Annotated in this window: 17 protein-coding genes; all 17 read right to left on the bottom strand. The window is 68.7% G+C overall.

The genetic code is table 11. The features are described 5' to 3' along the window. Window positions 1-18 precede the first annotated feature (18 nt). The gene (locus CLD20_RS11775; protein WP_224406838.1) at window positions 19-2,967 is read right to left on the bottom strand and encodes a bifunctional [glutamine synthetase] adenylyltransferase/[glutamine synthetase]-adenylyl-L-tyrosine phosphorylase; all 2,949 of its coding nucleotides are present in this window, start codon (window positions 2,965-2,967) and stop codon (window positions 19-21) included. Beyond that, window positions 2,915-4,399, bottom strand: a complete 1,485-nt coding sequence (locus tag CLD20_RS11770; protein ID WP_224406837.1) for an ATP-binding protein — start codon at window positions 4,397-4,399, stop codon at window positions 2,915-2,917. Before CLD20_RS11770 ends, CLD20_RS11775 begins: the two co-directional genes overlap by 53 nt. After that, window positions 4,392-5,069 carry a response regulator transcription factor gene (locus CLD20_RS11765; RefSeq protein ID WP_224406836.1) on the bottom strand — a complete coding sequence of 226 codons (678 nt, stop codon included), beginning with the start codon at window positions 5,067-5,069 and terminating at the stop codon, window positions 4,392-4,394. The genes CLD20_RS11770 and CLD20_RS11765 overlap by 8 nt, the downstream gene beginning before the upstream one ends. A 155-nt stretch (window positions 5,070-5,224) precedes the next feature. Then, a complete protein-coding gene (locus CLD20_RS11760) occupies window positions 5,225-6,736 on the bottom strand; it encodes a Do family serine endopeptidase (protein WP_224406835.1) in 1,512 nt (503 codons plus the stop codon). Window positions 6,737-6,938: 202 nt separating this feature from the next. Beyond that, a complete protein-coding gene (locus CLD20_RS11755; protein WP_224406834.1) occupies window positions 6,939-7,439 on the bottom strand; it encodes a cytochrome c-type biogenesis protein in 501 nt (166 codons plus the stop codon). Further along, window positions 7,436-9,442, bottom strand: a complete 2,007-nt coding sequence (locus CLD20_RS11750) for a heme lyase CcmF/NrfE family subunit (RefSeq protein WP_224406833.1) — start codon at window positions 9,440-9,442, stop codon at window positions 7,436-7,438. The genes CLD20_RS11755 and CLD20_RS11750 overlap by 4 nt, the downstream gene beginning before the upstream one ends. Further along, a complete protein-coding gene (gene ccmE, locus CLD20_RS11745) occupies window positions 9,439-9,894 on the bottom strand; it encodes a cytochrome c maturation protein CcmE (protein ID WP_224406832.1) in 456 nt (151 codons plus the stop codon). The genes CLD20_RS11750 and ccmE overlap by 4 nt, the downstream gene beginning before the upstream one ends. Beyond that, complete coding sequence (ccmI, locus tag CLD20_RS11740) at window positions 9,891-11,168, bottom strand: c-type cytochrome biogenesis protein CcmI (RefSeq protein WP_224406831.1); 1,278 nt, start codon at window positions 11,166-11,168, stop codon at window positions 9,891-9,893. Before ccmI ends, ccmE begins: the two co-directional genes overlap by 4 nt. A 161-nt stretch (window positions 11,169-11,329) precedes the next feature. After that, on the bottom strand, window positions 11,330-11,806 hold the full coding sequence (locus CLD20_RS11735) for a glycine zipper 2TM domain-containing protein (protein ID WP_224406830.1): 477 nt from the start codon (window positions 11,804-11,806) through the stop codon (window positions 11,330-11,332). A gap of 107 nt (window positions 11,807-11,913) precedes the next feature. Next, window positions 11,914-13,335 carry an ATP-binding protein gene (locus tag CLD20_RS11730; protein WP_224406829.1) on the bottom strand — a complete coding sequence of 474 codons (1,422 nt, stop codon included), beginning with the start codon at window positions 13,333-13,335 and terminating at the stop codon, window positions 11,914-11,916. A 10-nt stretch (window positions 13,336-13,345) separates the two neighbouring features. Continuing rightward, entirely contained in the window at window positions 13,346-14,020 is a 675-nt protein-coding gene (locus tag CLD20_RS11725) for a response regulator transcription factor (RefSeq protein ID WP_224406828.1), read from the bottom strand. A gap of 36 nt (window positions 14,021-14,056) precedes the next feature. Then, window positions 14,057-14,329: a PepSY domain-containing protein gene (locus tag CLD20_RS11720; RefSeq protein WP_224406827.1), complete on the bottom strand. Its 273-nt coding sequence runs from the start codon at window positions 14,327-14,329 to the stop codon at window positions 14,057-14,059. Between the two features lie 130 nt (window positions 14,330-14,459). Next, complete coding sequence (locus tag CLD20_RS11715) at window positions 14,460-14,900, bottom strand: hypothetical protein (protein ID WP_224406826.1); 441 nt, start codon at window positions 14,898-14,900, stop codon at window positions 14,460-14,462. Beyond that, complete coding sequence (locus tag CLD20_RS11710; protein WP_224406825.1) at window positions 14,869-15,198, bottom strand: hypothetical protein; 330 nt, start codon at window positions 15,196-15,198, stop codon at window positions 14,869-14,871. The genes CLD20_RS11715 and CLD20_RS11710 overlap by 32 nt, the downstream gene beginning before the upstream one ends. Before the next feature lie 58 nt (window positions 15,199-15,256). Beyond that, the gene (locus CLD20_RS11705; RefSeq protein ID WP_224406824.1) at window positions 15,257-15,457 is read right to left on the bottom strand and encodes a hypothetical protein; all 201 of its coding nucleotides are present in this window, start codon (window positions 15,455-15,457) and stop codon (window positions 15,257-15,259) included. Further along, on the bottom strand, window positions 15,454-16,260 hold the full coding sequence (locus CLD20_RS11700) for a glycoside hydrolase family 19 protein (RefSeq protein WP_224406823.1): 807 nt from the start codon (window positions 16,258-16,260) through the stop codon (window positions 15,454-15,456). Before CLD20_RS11700 ends, CLD20_RS11705 begins: the two co-directional genes overlap by 4 nt. Before the next feature lie 44 nt (window positions 16,261-16,304). After that, window positions 16,305-17,191, bottom strand: an 887-nt coding sequence (locus CLD20_RS11695; RefSeq protein ID WP_224406822.1) for a DUF2793 domain-containing protein, incomplete at its 5' end; no start/stop codon positions are given.

Here is a 17,191-nt window from a genome sequence, read left to right as displayed (position 1 = left end):
CGCGAGCGAACTGCCTCCCTACTCCCCTCCCCCAAGCATCTCCTCGAACGCGGCATGCGTCCGCCCCTGCACCTCGCCGAGCCGCTCCGCCACCTCCTCGAAGGAGGCAAGCTCGCCCTCGCCCGCTTCGGCGCGCGCGGCGTTGGCGAGCCGCAAAATGAGCCGCTTCGTTCCCTCGGCGGTCTCGGAAGGGGCCTTCGCCGCCTCCTCGCCGATCAGCCGCAGCCCCTGCAGGAGCGCGCCCTGAAAGCGCGAGGAAGCCGACAGCTCGTCCCATTTTCCAGCCAGGCCGGATTCCCCCACGCCCGCTTCGGCCGCGCACGCGAAGACGCGGTAGGGCGGCGCCGGCTCCGGCAGCACCTTGCCCGCAAGGACGAGATACTGGGCGAGAAATTCGAGGTCGATGAGCCCGCCCGCCACCGTCTTGATCTGCCAGATGTCGCCACCGCCCTTTTCCGCCTGCCAGCGGCCATACATGGAGACGACGTCCGATTTCAGCTTGGCCTCCTCGCGCGGGCGCGCCAGCACCTCGCGCACCACCTCCGCCGTGCGGGACATCAGCGCTTCGTCGCCGAAGATCGGCCGGGCGCGGCAGAGCGCCATGTGCTCCCAGGTCCAGGCCTCCTCGCGCTGATAGCGCGAGAACGCCGAAAGATGCGTCGCCAGCGGCCCGGCCCGGCCGGAGGGACGGAGCCGCAGATCCACCTCGTAGGCGGTGCCTTCGGCGGTCTGCGCCGAAAGCGCGGTGACGAAGCGCTGCAACAGGCGGATAAAATACTGGCTGGCGGCAAGCGGGCTCTTGCCGTCCGATTCCTTCGCCTCTTCGGGATGGTCGTAGACGACGATGAGGTCGAGATCGGAGGTCGCCGTCATCTCGCGGCTGCCGAGCCTTCCGAGCGCCAGGACGGCCACCTCGCCGCCCGGCACTTTTCCGTGCCGCCTCTCGTATTCGGCGCGCACCGCCCCGAAGAGCCCCTCGGCCACCACCTCGGCGAGATCGGCGAAGGCAGCGCCCGCCGCCGGCGCGTCCATCGTGCCGGCGAGCACCATGACGGAGATCAGGAAGCGCATCTCGCGGGCGAAGAGCCGTGCCCGGTCAAGCCGGTCCTCGTAGGTCTTGGCGTCGGCGAAGCTCGCGGCAAGCTGCGCGGCGAGCGTCTTCTTCTCCACCGGCTCGGAGAGGAAATCCGGCTCCGTCAGCATGTCGATCACATGCGGGCGCTGGGCGACCGTATCGGCAAGGAGCGGCGAGGCACCGAGGATGAGCGCGATCAGCTCCAAAAGCTTCGGGTTGGCGGCGAGCAGCGAGAAGAGCGGCACGCCCGCCGGCAGCTTGCGGATGAGGGAATCGAAGGCGCGAAAAGCATGGTCCGGGTCGCTCGTCTCGGCGAGCGCGGCAAGCAGCGCCGGGGTGAACTCCGTCAGTCGTTCGCGCGCCGTGGTGGAGCGCGTCGCCTGGTAGCGGCCGAAATGCCAGGCGCGGATTGCCTCCGTCACGCTGGCGGGCTGCCTGTATCCGAGGCCCGACAGGGTCTCCAGCGTCTCCGGATCGTCGTCGCCGCCGGTGAAGACGAGATTGCCGAGATCGGCCGACAGCGAGGGGGCTTCCTCGAAGAGTTCCTGCGAGCGCTCGGCGACGGCATGCAGGCGTTCCAGCAACGCCTGCTCGAACACCTTCGGCTCGGCAAAGCCGCAGAGGCGGGCGATGCGGGCGACGCCCTCGCCATCCTCCGGCAGGGTGTGGGTCTGCTCGTCGCGCACCATCTGCAGGCGATGCTCGACCTTGCGCAGAAAGGTGTAGGCCTCGTCGAGGGTCTTTGCCTCTTCCGGCTGGATCCAGTTCTTCCTGGCCAGCTGGCCGAGCGTGTCGCGGGTCCTAAGGCAGCGCAGATCCGCGTCGCGCCCGCCGCCGATCAGCTGCTGCGTCTGGGCGAAGAGCTCGATGTCGCGGATGCCGCCCCGCCCGCGCTTCAGGTCGTGGCCGGCAGCGCGCACCGTGGCGTGGCCGCGATGGGCATGCACCTGGCGCTTGATGGAATGGATGTCGGCGATGGCGGCGAAATCGAGATATTTGCGCCAGATGTAGGGGGCGAGCTCGGCAAGGAAGCTTTTGCCGACCTCGATGTCGCCGGCGGCCGGGCGCGCCTTGATCATGGCGGCGCGCTCCCAGTTCTGGCCCATGCTCTCGTAATAGGAGAGCGCGCCGGGAATGGAGATCGCCACCGGCGTCGCACCGGGATCGGGGCGCAGGCGCAGATCCACCCGGAAGACGTAGCCGTCGGCGGTGCGCTCCTGCAGGATATGGACGAGACGGCGCACGATGCGCACCCAGAAGGGCTGCACCTCGACGCCTTCGGCGACCTTGGCCCGCGCCGGCTCGAAGAGCACGATGAGGTCGATATCGGAGGAATAGTTGAGCTCGCGCGCGCCCTGCTTGCCCATCGCCAGCACGACGAGGCCGCAATCCTCCGGCCCGCCGCCCTGCCATTTTCCCTGACGGCGCGCTTCGGCCAGAAGATGGGCAAGGCTCGCCTGAAGGGCGGCGTCGGCGAAGTCGGAGAGCGGGCGCACCACGCCTTCAAGGTCCACCGCCCCGCCGAGATCGGCCAGGCCGAGGGCGAGCGCCACCTTCTGCTTGGCGCGTCGGAGCTCGGCCATCAGCGCCTTCTCGTCGGCATCCTGCAGCGCCGAAAGCGCCGAAATGGTCTGCGAGACGAGCGTCTCCGGCGCGGCGGCGAGGATGTCGGCAAGACGCGCAACGTCCTTTGAGGCAAGGTCGAGGAGATAGGGCGCGTCGCCCAGAGCCGCGGCGAGGAAATCCTTCAGCCCCTCATCGGCGAGGAGCGCCTCCAGCTGATCCGCCTTCTCCTGCCGGGCCGCCGCATGGGCGAGCCTCTCCAGCGCCTTTTCGCCCTCAGGCGAGGGCGGCAGCGGCTGGAGGCGTTGTCGAAGCGTCGTCTCGCTCATCGGCGGGCAATTCCTGGTCGGGCAAAACGAGCACAGCTCTAAGGCCCGGCCCGGCATCTTCCAACCGCAAATGGCCGCGATGCAGCTTGGCGACCGCCGCCACCAGCGAGAGGCCGAGGCCGAAACCCGGCCGCGTACGGCTCTCGTCGAGGCGCACGAAACGCTCCACGACGCGGGCGCGGTCGGCCTCGGGAATGCCCGGCCCGTTATCGGACACCGCCACTTCCAGCCCCTCCGGCACGCGGGCAAGGCCGATCGTCACCCGTGGCTGCGGCACGTCGGCGGCGTGCTTGATGGCGTTGTCGACGAGATTGGCGATCGCCTGGCTGAGGAGCTCGCGGTTGCCGATGAAGGTGAGCTCGCCCTGCTGCGGCTCGGCGGCGAGGACAACGCCCGCCTCCTCCGCCACCGGCTCGTAGAGCTCCACCATGTCGGCGACGACGGCGGCCGCGTCGATCGGGCCGAAGCCGAGGCCGGAATTGCCCGCCTCGGTGCGGGCGATCATCAGGAGCGCGTCGAAGGTGCGAATGAGCTGGTCGGCGTCCTCCAGCGTCGCGGCGAGCGCGTCCTTGCAGCCGGCCATGTCGTCGGAGCGCGCCAGCGCCTCCTCCACGCGGCTGCGCATGCGGGTCAGCGGCGTCTTCAAATCATGGGCGATGTTGTCGGAGACCTGCTTCAGGCCGACCATCAGCGCCTCGATGCGCGCCAGCATGTTGTTGAGGGAAAGGGCGAGCCGGTCGAATTCGTCGGCCGTTCCGGTCACCTCCAGGCGGCCGGAAAGGTCGCCCGTCATGATCTGCCGGCTGGTGGCGGAGATGGAATCGATGCGCTTCAAAACGCGCCGCGAGACGAAGATCCAGCTCGCCAGCCCCAGCACGACCATCAGCCCGACGGTGAGGAAGAGCGCCTGGCGGATGATGGAGACGAAGCGCTGGCGCTCGCCGACATCGCGGCCGACGAGAAGGCGGAAGCCGCCCGGCAGCGCGAAGACCCGCGCCAGCGCCAGATGCTCACCGGCCCTGCCCTCCTCGTCGAGACGGTTGTAGGGGACGGGCCGGAGCGAGGAATCCTCCTTCTGGAGCACCTCGGAGGGCACGGCGCCGACATTGCCGACGAGGATGTTGCCGTCCGGCGTGACGACGAGATAAAGGCTCGCGCCCGGCTGGCGGCTACGCTGGTCGATCACCCGCGCGAGCCGGGTGATGCCGCCCACCTGGTAGTGGCGCGCCAGCCCCTCCACCTCCGAATCGACGGCCTCGGAAATCTGCGCCGTCAGGAGCTGGGTGGTGTTCTTGGCAATGTAGAAGATCAGAAAGCCGGCGAAGATGGCAAAGACCGCCAGATAGACCGCCGCCAGCTTGAAGGCCGTGGTGCGGAAGAGCCGCAGCCGGTTCGTCCCCCCGCCTCGCCTGAAGCGGAACCGTTTAGCCATCGTCGCGGATGACGTAGCCGGCCCCGCGCACGGTCTGCAGAAGCTGCCTGTCGAAGCTCTTGTCGATCTTGCCCCTCAGGCGGGAGATATGGACGTCGATGACGTTCGTCTGCGGGTCGAAATGGTAGTCCCAGACGTTTTCCAAGAGCATCGTCCTCGTCACCACCGTGCCGGCATTCTTCATCAGGTATTCGAGAAGCCGGAATTCGCGCGGCTGCAGCAGGATCGTCTCGCCGCCGCGCGTCACCGTGCGCGCCAGCCGGTCGAGCTCCAGGTCGCCGACGCGGTAGCGCGTCTCCGCCTCGCTCGGCGTGTTGCGGCGGGCGAGCACCTCGATGCGGGCGAGCAGCTCGGAAAAGGCGTAGGGCTTGGCGAGATAATCGTCACCGCCGGATCTGAGCCCCTTCACCCGGTCGTCGACCTGACCGAGGGCGGAAAGGATGAGGACGGGGGTGTGGTCGCCGGAAGCGCGCAGCTCGGAGATCACCGACAGGCCGTCGCGCTTCGGCAGCATGCGGTCGACGACGAGCACGTCGTAGGTCTCTTCGGAGGCCATCGCAAAGCCCGCATCGCCGTCGCCGGCATGGTCGGCCATGTGGCCGGCCTCCTTCAGCGCCTTGACGAGGTAGGCGGCGGTCTCCTGATCGTCCTCGATCACCAGGATGCGCATGTGGAATTTTCCTTCAGGAGCCTTTGCGGGCTCTTCTTGACGCGAAGCGGCGGACCGCTGGGCGATCCGCCGCTCGCCGACGCCGGCGGTGGGGGCGACTTTAACCGGCCGAACGCCGATCTTGAAGGCGGGGCCCCGAAGGGCCCCGGCCGAGCTCAGCTCTTGTCGGTCGGCAGGGCGACGAAACGGGGGCTGCCGTCGCGCTCCACCTGCATCAGGACGGCCTTGCGGCCCTTGTCCTTGACGCTGGCGATCTGGTCCTCGAGGTCGGAGCCGGTGCGCACGTCGCGCCCGCCCGCGGAGAGGATGACGTCGCCTTCCGAGAGGCCCTTCTCCTCGGCCGCGCTGCCCGCCTCGACACCGACGACCACGACGCCGCGGCCGTCATCGCTCGGCTGGACGGAAAGGCCGAGGCCTTCCAGGCTCGTCTGCGCCGAGTTGTCCTCGTCGCCGCGCTCGCTGGAAGCCACCTGCTTGCCGAGCTTGCCGAGCTCGACGGTGACCTGCTTCTCGTCGCCGTTGCGCAGCACCGTCAGATCGACCTTGGTGTCCGGCTCGTAGGCGGCGATCATCCTGGCGAGGTCGCGCGGACCGTCGACCTTGTTGCCGTCGACCTTGGTGATGATGTCGCCGGCCTTGATGCCGGCGGCCTTGGCCGGGCCGCCATCCTGCGGATCGGCGACCAGCGCGCCATCCGTGGAGGTGATGCCGAGACCGTCGGCGATGTCCTGCGTCACCGGCTGGATCTGCACGCCGAGCCAGCCGCGCGTCACCGAGCCGTCCTGGCGGAGCTCGTCGACGACACCGGAGACGACGCTCGCGGGAATGGCGAAGGCGATGCCGATATTGCCGCCCGAGGGCGAGAAGATCGCCGTGTTCACGCCCACGACCTCACCCTTCATGTTGAAGGTCGGGCCGCCGGAATTGCCGCGGTTCACCGGCGCGTCGATCTGGATGAAGTCGTCATAGGGGCCGGCGCCGATGTCGCGGCCGTCCGCCGAGACGATGCCGGCCGTGACCGTGCCGCCGAGACCGAAGGGATTGCCGACCGCGACGACCCACTGGCCGATCATCGGCTTCTCCTTGGCGAGCGGCACATAGGAATAGCCGCTTCCGTCGACCTTCAGCAGCGCCAGATCGGTGCGCTCGTCGACGCCGACGACCTTGGCGGTCAGCTCCTTGCCATCCTCCATCACCACGGTGACCTCGGAGCCGTTGTCGACAACGTGGTCGTTGGTGACGATGTAACCGTCCTCGGAGATGAAGAAGCCGGAGCCCTGGCTCATGCCGAAGCGCGGATGCTCGCGCCCGTGCGGGCCGCGCTTGCCGTCATTTTCGAAGCCGCGCGGGCCGAAACGCTTGAAGAACTCGTTGAGGGGATTGTCGTCGGGGAGGTCCGGCATCGAAAAGTTGCCGCGGAACTCCACCGGATCCACCTTCGATTTCACGCGCACCGACACGACCGCCGGCTTCACGCGCTGCACGAGATGGGTGAAGTCGCGCGGACCGTCGATATCGACCTGCACCTGCTCGGCGAGCACCGGCTTGGTGTCGGTGAGAATGGCGCCGGAAGCGGCCGCACCGGCCACGCCCATCGTCAGGACGCTGGCCAGGAGCGCATTCCGGAGCTTTCGGCTCTTGGAAACACGGCTCGGATTGTTCGTCATGTTGGTCTTTCTCCCGGGAATTCATGGGAGTCCGCTCCGCCGGGGGAAGCGGAGCGGACTGGAGGTCGCAGCAGGGCATAGGGGGCAACGGGGGGTCACCTGCTGCACCATCAGAAATAGGAGCAGGCGGATTACCGCGCAGTGGCGTTGGAATTAAAAGTTCGTAAGCTTGCCGGATCCGGGCAGAAACGCCGCGAAAAGCTCAGCTCGCCGCGTCCTTCTCCAGAAGGTCGGCGAGGCGCGCCTCCTCCTCGGCCGAAAGCTTCGGCTCGGCGCTGGCGGCCGTGCGGCGGAAGCGCATCGCCATGACGATGCCGCCGATGACGAGGACGATGAGCGGCGTTCCCCAAAGCAGAAGGTTCGTCCAGTCGAAGACCGGGCGCAGCAGCACGAACTCGCCGTAGCGGTCGACGAGATAGTCCTTCACCTGCTCGTCGCTGTCGCCCGCCTTGATGCGCTCGCGCACCAGCACGCGCAGGTCGCGCGCCAGGTCGGCGTTGGAATCGTCGATCGACTGGTTCTGGCAGACGAGGCAGCGCAGGCCCTCCGAAAGCTTGCGCGCCCGCGCCTCCAGGTTCGGGTCCTGCAGCATCTCGCTCGGCTCGACGGCGAAGGCCGTGCCGGCGATCCCCGTCGGCTTCAGCGCCGGGGAAAGGGCGAGAAAGAGGAGCGCGGCCAGCGCTGCGAACGCGAGGCGCCTCATGCGCCGGCCTCCGCCGCGCGGCCCTTGCGGGCGGAGCGCGCCGGCTTTGCCGCGCCGATGCGGAAGCGGCGATCGGAAAGCGAGACGACGCCGCCGATGGCCATGACCAGCGTGCCGAGCCAGATCAGCGTCACCAGCGGCTTGTAATAGGCGCGGACGGTGACGGAGCCGTCGTCGTGCAGGTCGCCGATCGACACGTAGAGCTGCGAGAACCAGAAGGTCTTGATCGCCGATTCCGTCGTCGCCATCTGGCGCGCCGCATAAAAGCGCTTGGTCGGGGCGACGGCCGTCACGGCCTTGCCGTCACGGGTCACGACGATGCGGAAGACCTCCTCGCGGTAGTTCGGCCCGGTGCGCGGCACCACGTCCTGATAGGTGAGCGTGTAGGCGGCGGCCTCCAGCGATTCGCCCGGCTTCAGCGAGCGGATCGTCTCCGTCTGGTAGGCGGTGGTGGCGATGATGCCGATCACCGTCACGCCGAGGCCGGCATGGGCGATCGCCGTGGCGAAGGCGGCGCGCGGCAGGCCGAAGAAGCGCGGCAGAGCATGCTTGAAGTTGCCGCGGGTGATGCCGGAGCGGTCGAGAAGCTCGTTGAGGGCGCCCGCGATCAGCCAGACGCCGAGGCCGATGCCGAAAGGCGCCAGCGCGCCCTCGGCGCCGGTGAGGACGAGCGTCACCGCCACGGCGACGATCGCCGCGACCATGGCGAAAGCGAGCCTCTGCGCGGCGCCGAGAAGATCGCCGCGCTTCCAGGCGAGCATCGGCCCGAAAGGCACCGCCATCAGGATCGGCACCATCAGCGGGGCGAAGGTGAGGTTGTAGAACGGGGCGCCGACCGAGATCTTCTCGCCGTTCACCGCCTCCAGCGCCAGCGGATAGAGCGTGCCGGCGAAGACCGTCGCCGTGGCGGCAACGAGGAAGAGGTTGTTGTAGAGGAGCGCCCCCTCGCGGCTGACCGGGGCGAAGAGCCCGCCCTGCCGCAGGGACGGCGCGCGCCAGGCGAACAGCGCCAGCGAGCCGCCGATGAAGAGGACGAGGATGCCCAGGATGAAGACGCCGCGCGTCGGATCGGTGGCGAAGGCGTGGACCGAGGTGAGCACGCCCGAGCGCACCAGGAAGGTGCCGAGCAGCGACAGGGAGAAGGTCAGGATGGCGAGGAGGATCGTCCAGATCTTCAGGGCGCCGCGCTTTTCCATGACGACGGCGGAATGCAGCAGCGCCGTGCCCGCCAGCCAGGGCATGAAGGAGGCGTTCTCCACCGGATCCCAGAACCACCAGCCGCCCCAGCCGAGCTCGTAATAGGCCCAGTAGGAGCCCATGGCGATGCCGAGCGTCAGGAAGAGCCAGGCCGTCAGCGTCCAGGGCCGCACCCAGCGGGCCCAGGCCGCGTCGACGCGGCCCTCGATCAGCGCCGCGGCGGCGAAGGAGAAGGCGATCGAGAAGCCGACATAGCCGAGATAGAGGAAGGGCGGATGCACCGCCAGGCCGATATCCTGCAGGATCGGGTTGAGGTCCTGACCCTCGGCCGGCGCCGGATCGAGCCGGATGAACGGGTTCGAGGTGAGAAGGATGAAGAGCAGGAAGGCGGAACCGATCCAGGCCTGAACGGCGAGAACGCGCGCCTTCAGCGTCTCGGGAAGGTTGCCGCCGAAGATCGCAACGAGGGCGCCGAAGAGCGAGAGGATCAGCACCCACAGCATCATGGAGCCTTCGTGGTTCCCCCACACGCCCGTCACCTTGTAGAGCATGGGCTTGGCCGAATGCGAGTTCTCCCAGACATTGGCGACGGAGAAGTCGGAGACGACGTAGGCGACCACGAGGGCGCCGAAGGCGAAGACGATGTAGAAGAAGCCGGCGAGGCTGGTGGCCGTGGCGACCCGGATCAGGCGCGAATCGCGCTTGGCCGCGCCCCAGAGCGGCACCGTCGCTTGAACCAGCGACAGGGCAAGGGCGAGGACGAGCGAGTAATGGCCGAGCTCGGCGAGCGAGAAGAAGCCGTTCACTGCGTCTGGGTCCCATCGCCCATATGCTGCCACATGCCCTGCTTCTTCAGGGCATCGGCGACCTGCGGAGGCATGTAGTTCTCATCGTGCTTGGCAAGCACGCTGTCGGCGGCGAAGGCGCCCGAGGTATCGAAATGGCCCTCGGCGACGACGCCCTGACCCTCGCGGAAGAGATCGGGAAGGATGCCCTTGTAGTGCACCGGGACGGCTTCCGCGGTGTCGGTGATGGAGAAGAAGACCTCGCCGTCCTTCTCGCGCTTGACGGAGCCTTCCTCGACGAGGCCGCCGAGGCGGATGCGCGAACCGGGCGCGACGCCCTTCTGGGCGACTTCGCTCGGCGCGTAGAAGAAGACGATCTGGTCGTTCATCGCATAGGCGACGAGGCCAACGGCGAACGACAGGACGAGGCCGGCTCCGGCGATAAGGGTCAGGCGGCGCTGTTTGCGGGTCATTGCGGGACCTCCTCCAAGCCCGGCAGGCGTAGATCGGCGGCAAGCTGGGCGATCTGGCGCCGCCCTTCCTTGTCGGAGACGGATGTCAGGGCGGTGCGCGCGGCATCCGCGGCGTCCTGCTTTCGTCCCAGAACGGCGTAGGAGCGCACCAGCTTCAGCCAGCCCTCCGCGTCGTCGGGCTTATCTTGCAACCGGCTCGCGAGATTTTCCACCATTCCCTCGATCATCGCCATGCGATCCTCGGGGGCCATCTCGGCGGCGGCGTTCATCTGGTCCTGCGACGGCCCTCCGGCAAACGGGGCCCCGCCTCCGGCGAGAGGCGCCCCGCCTCCGGCAAACGGAGCATTGGCGGGCGGCGTCTCGGGGGAATTGCGGGCGACCGGTCCGAGCTGCGGCTCGGCCGGCTGGAAGAGCGCGCTCGCCGTGTCGCTCTCGGCCTTTTCCATCCGCGCCAGCGTTTCCTGGATCGCCGGGCGCCAGGAGGCATCGGCCGGCGCGCCCTCCAGGAGGTCGCGCAGCTGTTTCGTGGCGCCAGCCGTGTCGCCTTCCTGCTCGGCGGCGAGCGCGAGATAGAAGCGCGCCTTCGGCGCCCCTTCGTCGCCCTCGCCCGCATCCCGCGCCGCGCTCTGGAAGGCCTCGCGGGCGCGGTCGGTGACGACGCCGCCGGCGGCCATCACCAGAGCCTCGCCGAGGGCGGTCTGGCGCGCCGTGTTGGAGCCCATGATGCGGATGACGCTCTCATAGGCGCGCGCCGCGTCGGCTTCGCGGCCGAGGCGCATATAGACCGGGGCGAGCACTTCCCAGCCCTTGCCGTCATTCGGGTTGCGGGCGAGATGGTCCTCCACCCGCGCCACGAGCATGGAGATGTTCTTGGTGTCGGGCTGACCGCCGAGACGGGCCATGAGCGGCTGGTCCGGCATGCCGGGAGAGCCCTGCAGCATGTAGAGGAGGACCGCGAAGACGGGGATGCCGGCCAGCGCCAGGACGGCCGTCGCCCGGCGTCGCCACAGATCGCCCTTGCGGTCGGGCTCGACCGTCTTCTCGCGGTCGATGGCGAGCAGCCGGCGCGCGATCTCGGCGCGGGCGGCCTCGGCCTCGGTCTCGCCGATGCGGCCCCATTTGCGGTCGCGTTCGAGTTCGGAAAGCTGGCGGCGGTAGACGGCGGCGTCCTCTTCGGCGCCGGAGGCGACGTCCTTCGCGCCCGCCGACAGAGGCAAGAGAACCGCCAGTATCGCCACGGCGGTGAACAACGCTATCGCCAACCAGAGAAGCATGTGACTTCAGGCCCTTATCCCAGGCGAGATGTATTCACCCCAGTGCCTGGCGGCAATGCACATACCGGCCTGCCGCGTTGAAAGGACGCGCCCCCCACCCCAGGTGGGCGGCGCGCCGCGGCGTCACCGGCCCCGCCGCGAGAGGCGGCGGAGCCCTCAGATCAGCTGACGGGCCGCCAGGTTCCGTCCGGCTGGCGGCACGCGGTGCCGCGCGCCACCTGAGGCGTGCCGTCGATATAGATCGTGTGCGCGTAGTCGCGGCAGTCGACCGAGTTGACCTGGTAGGTCTGGCCCGGAACGATCTCGCCATAATAGTTGCCCGAGGTGGCGCGCCATTCGACCGGACGTCCCGGCTGGCCGTATTCCAGCGCGCGGTACTCGGCCGCGAGCGCCTCCTGGCGGGCCTGGTCGTCCATGCTCGCGCCGATGCGGTTGCCGATGAGGCCGCCGGCGAGCGCGCCGATCGCGGTCGCCGCCACGCGGCCCGAGCCGGAACCGAACTGGTTGCCGACGATGCCGCCGACGACGGCGCCGCCGAGGGTTCCAAGACCCTCGCGCTGCCCCATACCCCCGGGCTCAGACTGGCAGCCGGCCAGAACGAGGGCGCCGATGACGGCGCCGGTCGCTGCAAATCTCATGTAAACTTTCCTTCCAAAGAATGCTCCGCTGGCGGAGCAAGCCCCCAATGACACGTTGCAGGAATGCCTTCCAGAGCAGGATGGCGAAATTTGGGTAAGCGGCGCGTTCACGATCCCGCGCGCTCGGCGACCGGCAGATCGAGGATGGCGGCGAGCCCGCCCATCTGCGAGCGCTCCAGCGTCAGCGCCCCGCCATAGATGCGCGCCAGCTCCTCCACGATCGACAGGCCGAGACCCGATCCCGGCTTGGTCTCGTCGAGCCGCGCGCCGCGGGCGAGCACTTTCCGGCGCTCGTCCTGCGACAGGCCCGGCCCGTCGTCGGCGATGACGAGCCTTGCGCGCCGCGCCTCCCCGCCGGGCGCGGGAAGCGCCGTCACGCTCACCCGGCCCTTCGCCCATTTGCAGGCGTTGTCGAGGAGGTTGCCGATCATCTCTTCCAGATCCTGCCGCTCGCCGCGGAAGACAAGGCCGGGCGGGCAATGCGCGTCGATCTGAAGGTCGCGCGCGCCGCCATGCACCTTCTGCATCACCCGCGCCAGCGCCTCCACCACGGGCTGCACCTGCGTCAGGGCGCCGATGACGTTGGTCTGCGCGGCGATGCGGGCGCGGTCGAGATGGTGGTTGATCTGCCCCTGCATCAGCGAGACCTGGCTTCTCACCTTGTCCGCCAGCGGGTTGTCGGCCAGCGGACCTTCGGCGGCGCCCGCCTCGTTCTGCAGGACGGCGAGCGGCGTCTTCAGCGCATGGGCGAGGTTGCCGACATGGCGCCGGCCGCGCTCGACGATCTCGCGGTTGGAAGCGATCAGCGCGTCGAGATCCTCCGCCAGGGGGGCGATCTCGTCCGGCCATTCGCCGGCAAGGCTGGTGCGCTCGCCGCTGCGGACCTCCTGCAGCGCGGCGCGCATGTCGCGCAGCGGGCGGAGGCCAAAGCGCACCATCCAGGCGGCGCCGACGGCCAGGAGCACGCCGAAGATCGACAGCGTGACGACGACGATGGTGGTGAAGCGGGAGATGTCGCGGCTGACCCCCCTTGCGTCGCCCGCCACGAGCACGGCGAGGCGCTTGCCGTCGGCGCGGGTGATCTGGCGCTCGACGGCGCGCAGGCCGCGCCCGGCGGGGCCGGTGAAGGTGAGCCTGCGCGGGCGCCCCGTCGCCGCCGGCAAGTCCGTGACGGCGAGCCGGTCGCCGAAGAGCGAGGGCGAGGCGGTGACGATCTCGCCCGTTTCCATGTCGCGGATCTGCCAGTACCAGCCCGATTGCGGCAGCGAAAAGCGCGGTTCGCCCAGGGCGATCTCGGTCTCGGCCGGCGTGTCGCCGGAAGCGACGACAGCGCCCACCAGCGCCTTGTGGATGGCGATGAGGCGGAAATCGAAGTTGCGCTGCACCGAATCGCGGAAGAGCGAGACGAAGAGGATGCCGGCCAAAAGCAGCGCGATGGCGCTGCCGGCCGCGGCGACAATCGCCAGGCGCAGGCTGAGCGAGCCGCTGCGTCTGGCCGTGCGGGCCTCCGGCGGGCTCTTCTTCAGCATCCTCGCCGCCTCATTCCTGGCCGTCTGGCGGCGGATCGATGCGGTAGCCGAGGCCGCGCACCGTCTCGATGAGATCGACGCCCAGCTTCTTCCTCAGCCGCCCGACGAAGACCTCTATGGTGTTGGAATCGCGGTCGAAATCCTGGTCGTAGAGATGCTCCGTCAGCTCCGTGCGCGAGATCGTCTTGCCGCGATGGTGCATCAGGTATTCCAGCACCTTGTATTCGTGCGAGGTGAGCTTCACCGGATTGCCTTCCACGGTGACGCGGCTGCCCTTCAGGTCGAGGCGCACGGGACCGGCGACGAGATCATTGGAGGCGTGTCCGGCGGCGCGGCGCACGAGGGCGCGGATGCGCGCCAGCACCTCCTCCATGTGGAAGGGCTTGGCAACGTAGTCGTCGGCGCCGGCATCGATCCCCTGCACCTTGTCGGACCAGCGGTCGCGCGCCGTCAGGATGAGGACGGGCGTCGTCTTTCCTTCCCGCCGCCAGGCCTCCAGCACCGAAAGGCCGTCCATCTGCGGCAGGCCGAGATCGAGGATGATGGCATCATAGGGCTCGCTCTCGCCGAGGAAGTGGCCCTCCTCGCCGTCGAGCGCGGCATCGACGGCGTAGCCCTGCTCGGTGAGGGCCGCCACCATCTGCCGGTTCAGATTCTCGTCGTCCTCCACCACCAGAACCCGCATCGCGGATGTCCTTTCCGTCTCGGGTTTTCCCGTTCCTCAGTTCGCCGGCACGCTCACCTGGCTGACGCGCCCGTCCGAGCCGAGCACGGAGGCGTGGTAGACGTAGCGCCCGCCCTCCTCGCAGAGCTGGACGTTGACGACCTCGCCGGAAACGCCCGCCCGCGACAGCGCCGCCGAGAGCGGCATCGCCTGGCCGGAGGAGACCACCTGCCGCGCCTCGCCCGAGCCGAGGCACGCCGCCTGCGCACCCGCCGCAAGGAGCGGCAGGAGGGCGAGAGCGAGCGCAGGAATGCGGGCGAAGCGGTTCATGGGTGCCGTTCTAGAGCGCGCGGGCTGAATGCCGGCTGAATGGCAGGAGTTTTGAAGGGAGGCAAGGCGGGCCGGGATGGCGGGCGGCGGTGGGCAGGGGTCGGGACGGTTTCTCGGCCACGAGCCCTCTTCAGACATCGGCCGAGCCGAGAAGCCGCGCCAGGGCCTTCACTACCTTGCCGAACCAGCTCGTATCGGACCATTCCCCGGTCAGCACCACCCGGATCAGCACAGCGATCGCGAGGGTCGCCAGCGCAAGCCCGATCGTTGCGAGCAGCCCTGCCCAGACGAGGATGAAAGTGAAGGACGCAAGGGCCATCGCAAGGAGGATGAGCGAGGACACCACCCCGAAGCGATAGCTCGCATTCGCTCTGGCATCCTCGTGATCGCGCTGCTCGATGATCCGTTCGGCGAGCGCGGGGTTTTCGCTGGCGATCTTGCGCAATTCGGCAAGATCATTGCCGTGAAGATGCAGCGTTCCGATGGCGAGATAACGGTCGCCGTCCCGCGACCGGGCCTCGTCGTCGCCCTGGTCGGCGCTATCCGGTTTTTCGGGAAGTCGGTTCGCCATAGAGGCCGACACTGCGACGGGAGGCGGTCTTGCCGCTCGATCCAGCGTCGTTCGGCCTGCGCTTTGCGCGAACGAGCTGGCGGACCGCCTCGCGGATTGGCCCCAACGTCAACATGTCGTCGACGCCGCGTCGAAAATCCTTCTGGCTGAACTTCGTCGTCGCCGACATCGAGTTTGCCTCGCCTTGCGAACGGCACTTTTGCCTGTGCCATTCGCCTGCATGTTGCATATGGGCTTGAAACACCGCAAGCGCCACGGCTCCCTGCAATCCAGGATTGCGCCAATAGACCGCGCTCATACGCAGAAAGCGAGTTGAGCGAGCCGCGCCGCCACGCCCAGGATGCAAGCCTTCCCCCTCACACATTCGGCCGGTCCTTCACAAAATACCCCACGATGAACGCCATCAGCGGCGCCACCGGCGCCCAGATCGTCGGGTCGGCAAGCTGCGGGAACTGCCGCGTCACGATCATCTCGGCGAGCGAGGCGAGCGCGGCGGCAAGCGTCGCCGCCGAGAGCTTGTTGGTCGGCAGGGCGGAAGGCTGGCTGACGGTGGTCATTTCAATTCTCCTCCTGAGATGAAGACGGCCGCGGCAAGTGCGGCCAGGGTGAGAGCGGCAAGGATGGCGAGATCCCAGCCGAAGCCGACGGGTCCCGCCGCGCCCGCGGTGCCCGGCGAAAGATCCGGCAGCGCCTTCAAGGCGCGGTGCAGTTCGGCGAGCGTCTTCGGCCCGGCGACGTCGTCGGCGGCGAGGCCGTGCTCTTCCTGAAAGCGCTTCAGAGCGCCCCGCTTCAGGGGCTGGCCGAGCAGCGTCAGCGCGGTGCGCACATAAAGGTTCGTCCGCTCGGAAAGCCCGTTCAGCCCGCCGTTGACGGCGCGCGTGATGGCCGTCAGCTCGCCCTTCGCGGCAAGGCTGCCGAGCCGCCTCTCCTGCCAGAAGAACAGCGCGGAAAGCAGCGCCCAGGGAAATTCGGCGAGCCTTTCCGGCTCGGCCGCAAAGTCCGGCGCATCGGCAAAGCGCGCCCGCGCCCAGACCGAAAAGGCGCCGACATTGGCCGCGCCCGTCAGCTGGATCAGCCCGCGGCCGCGATAAAGATAGCCGTCGCCGTCCGCGGCGGGCGTGTTGCCGAGATCGGTGCGGGCGTCGTAACGCGCCTGCGCCATCGTCGGTCCCCAGACCTCCTCCAGAAACCGAAATCGCCCGCTCTCGTGGCCGATCTGGGCGAGGAACTGCGCCAGAATCTCGGGCCGCTGCAGCCCGAAATCCGCCCCGTATTCGGCAAGCCCGGCGGCAAGGCCCGCAACGATCTCGGCGCGCGCCTTCCGGCCGGCGATCGCCCGCAAATCTTCGGCCGCGATCATGGCCGCGCTCCTTCCTGCAAGTTCTTTGAAAAAAGCCGGCAGCGTCAGGCGACGCGAAAGCCCCAGAACGAGGCGGCGCCGCTCTGCGCGTAGCCGTCATGGCCGCTCATGCGGGCCCTGAGGTCGATCGTCTCGCCGGCCGAAAGGCGGAAGAGATGCTGGTGCTGGACCGAGGAGACGAGGCTCGCGATCGGCCCATGCGCCTGGCAGATTTCGCTCCCGCCGGCGGGGTCTGCGCCGTTCCGGCCGAAGCCGATGGCAATCGAGCCCGGCTCCGTCCCGTTCGCCTTGAAGAGGTATTTGCCGCCGATGAGGTAGAAGCCGGCCGCCGGGGCCGTGAAGCGGTTCGTCGCCGCGTCGAAGGCGAGCTGGTCGTTGTGCTCGGCCTCGTTCATGCCGATCACCGTCCAGGCATCGGCCGGGCAGTACTGGTCGTAATTGATGGTGGCGGCGAATTTCGGCGCCCGGGTGAAGCTCACCTGCCCGTCCGCCGCCGTAATCGTGATCCCCTCGTAAAAGCTCGCCCCGTCCGGGCTCACCTTGAAGGAGAAGTCGTCGCCGCCGACGAGGCCGATCTCGGCGCGCCCGCCATAGCCGGTCTGGAAGAGGAAGGAGGCGGTGTCGCCCGCCGCTTCCTTGTTGAGCTTCACCTGGACGCCGCCCGCCTCGGCATGGGTGAAGAGCACGGCCGCGCTCCGCACGGCGAGCCGGTTGGTGGCGTCGGCCTCGGCGCCGACGCCGAGGAGCGGCAGGTTCTGCAGCGTCTCTTCGTCGAGCCGGGGCGCCACATCGCTCCAGCCGCCGCCCCGCCAGACGAGGAGCGCGGCCTCGTCCTCCACCCAGACGGTCAGGCCGGCAAAGGGCGCGAAGAAGCGCCAGGCGCCGGTCTCGAAGACGGCGAGCTCTCCCTCCCTGCCGGCCCAGTCGCCCC

The sequence above is a fragment of the Afifella sp. IM 167 genome (assembly GCF_020144925.1).
Lineage (GTDB): Bacteria > Pseudomonadota > Alphaproteobacteria > Rhizobiales > Afifellaceae > Afifella.
The sequence above is the reverse complement of the archived record's forward strand: the minus strand, read 5'-3'. Positions and strand labels throughout refer to the sequence as shown.

Coding starts and splice junctions, on each gene's coding strand:
- CLD20_RS11775 (WP_224406838.1), bottom strand. CDS start 2,967: ATGAGCGAGACGACGCTTCGACAACGCCTCCAGCCGCTGCCGCCCTCG.
- CLD20_RS11770 (WP_224406837.1), bottom strand. CDS start 4,399: ATGGCTAAACGGTTCCGCTTCAGGCGAGGCGGGGGGACGAACCGGCTG.
- CLD20_RS11765 (WP_224406836.1), bottom strand. CDS start 5,069: ATGCGCATCCTGGTGATCGAGGACGATCAGGAGACCGCCGCCTACCTC.
- CLD20_RS11760 (WP_224406835.1), bottom strand. CDS start 6,736: ATGACGAACAATCCGAGCCGTGTTTCCAAGAGCCGAAAGCTCCGGAAT.
- CLD20_RS11755 (WP_224406834.1), bottom strand. CDS start 7,439: ATGAGGCGCCTCGCGTTCGCAGCGCTGGCCGCGCTCCTCTTTCTCGCC.
- ccmE (WP_224406832.1), bottom strand. CDS start 9,894: ATGACCCGCAAACAGCGCCGCCTGACCCTTATCGCCGGAGCCGGCCTC.
- ccmI (WP_224406831.1), bottom strand. CDS start 11,168: ATGCTTCTCTGGTTGGCGATAGCGTTGTTCACCGCCGTGGCGATACTG.
- CLD20_RS11735 (WP_224406830.1), bottom strand. CDS start 11,806: ATGAGATTTGCAGCGACCGGCGCCGTCATCGGCGCCCTCGTTCTGGCC.
- CLD20_RS11730 (WP_224406829.1), bottom strand. CDS start 13,335: ATGCTGAAGAAGAGCCCGCCGGAGGCCCGCACGGCCAGACGCAGCGGC.
- CLD20_RS11725 (WP_224406828.1), bottom strand. CDS start 14,020: ATGCGGGTTCTGGTGGTGGAGGACGACGAGAATCTGAACCGGCAGATG.
- CLD20_RS11720 (WP_224406827.1), bottom strand. CDS start 14,329: ATGAACCGCTTCGCCCGCATTCCTGCGCTCGCTCTCGCCCTCCTGCCG.
- CLD20_RS11715 (WP_224406826.1), bottom strand. CDS start 14,900: ATGGCGAACCGACTTCCCGAAAAACCGGATAGCGCCGACCAGGGCGAC.
- CLD20_RS11710 (WP_224406825.1), bottom strand. CDS start 15,198: ATGAGCGCGGTCTATTGGCGCAATCCTGGATTGCAGGGAGCCGTGGCG.
- CLD20_RS11705 (WP_224406824.1), bottom strand. CDS start 15,457: ATGACCACCGTCAGCCAGCCTTCCGCCCTGCCGACCAACAAGCTCTCG.
- CLD20_RS11700 (WP_224406823.1), bottom strand. CDS start 16,260: ATGATCGCGGCCGAAGATTTGCGGGCGATCGCCGGCCGGAAGGCGCGC.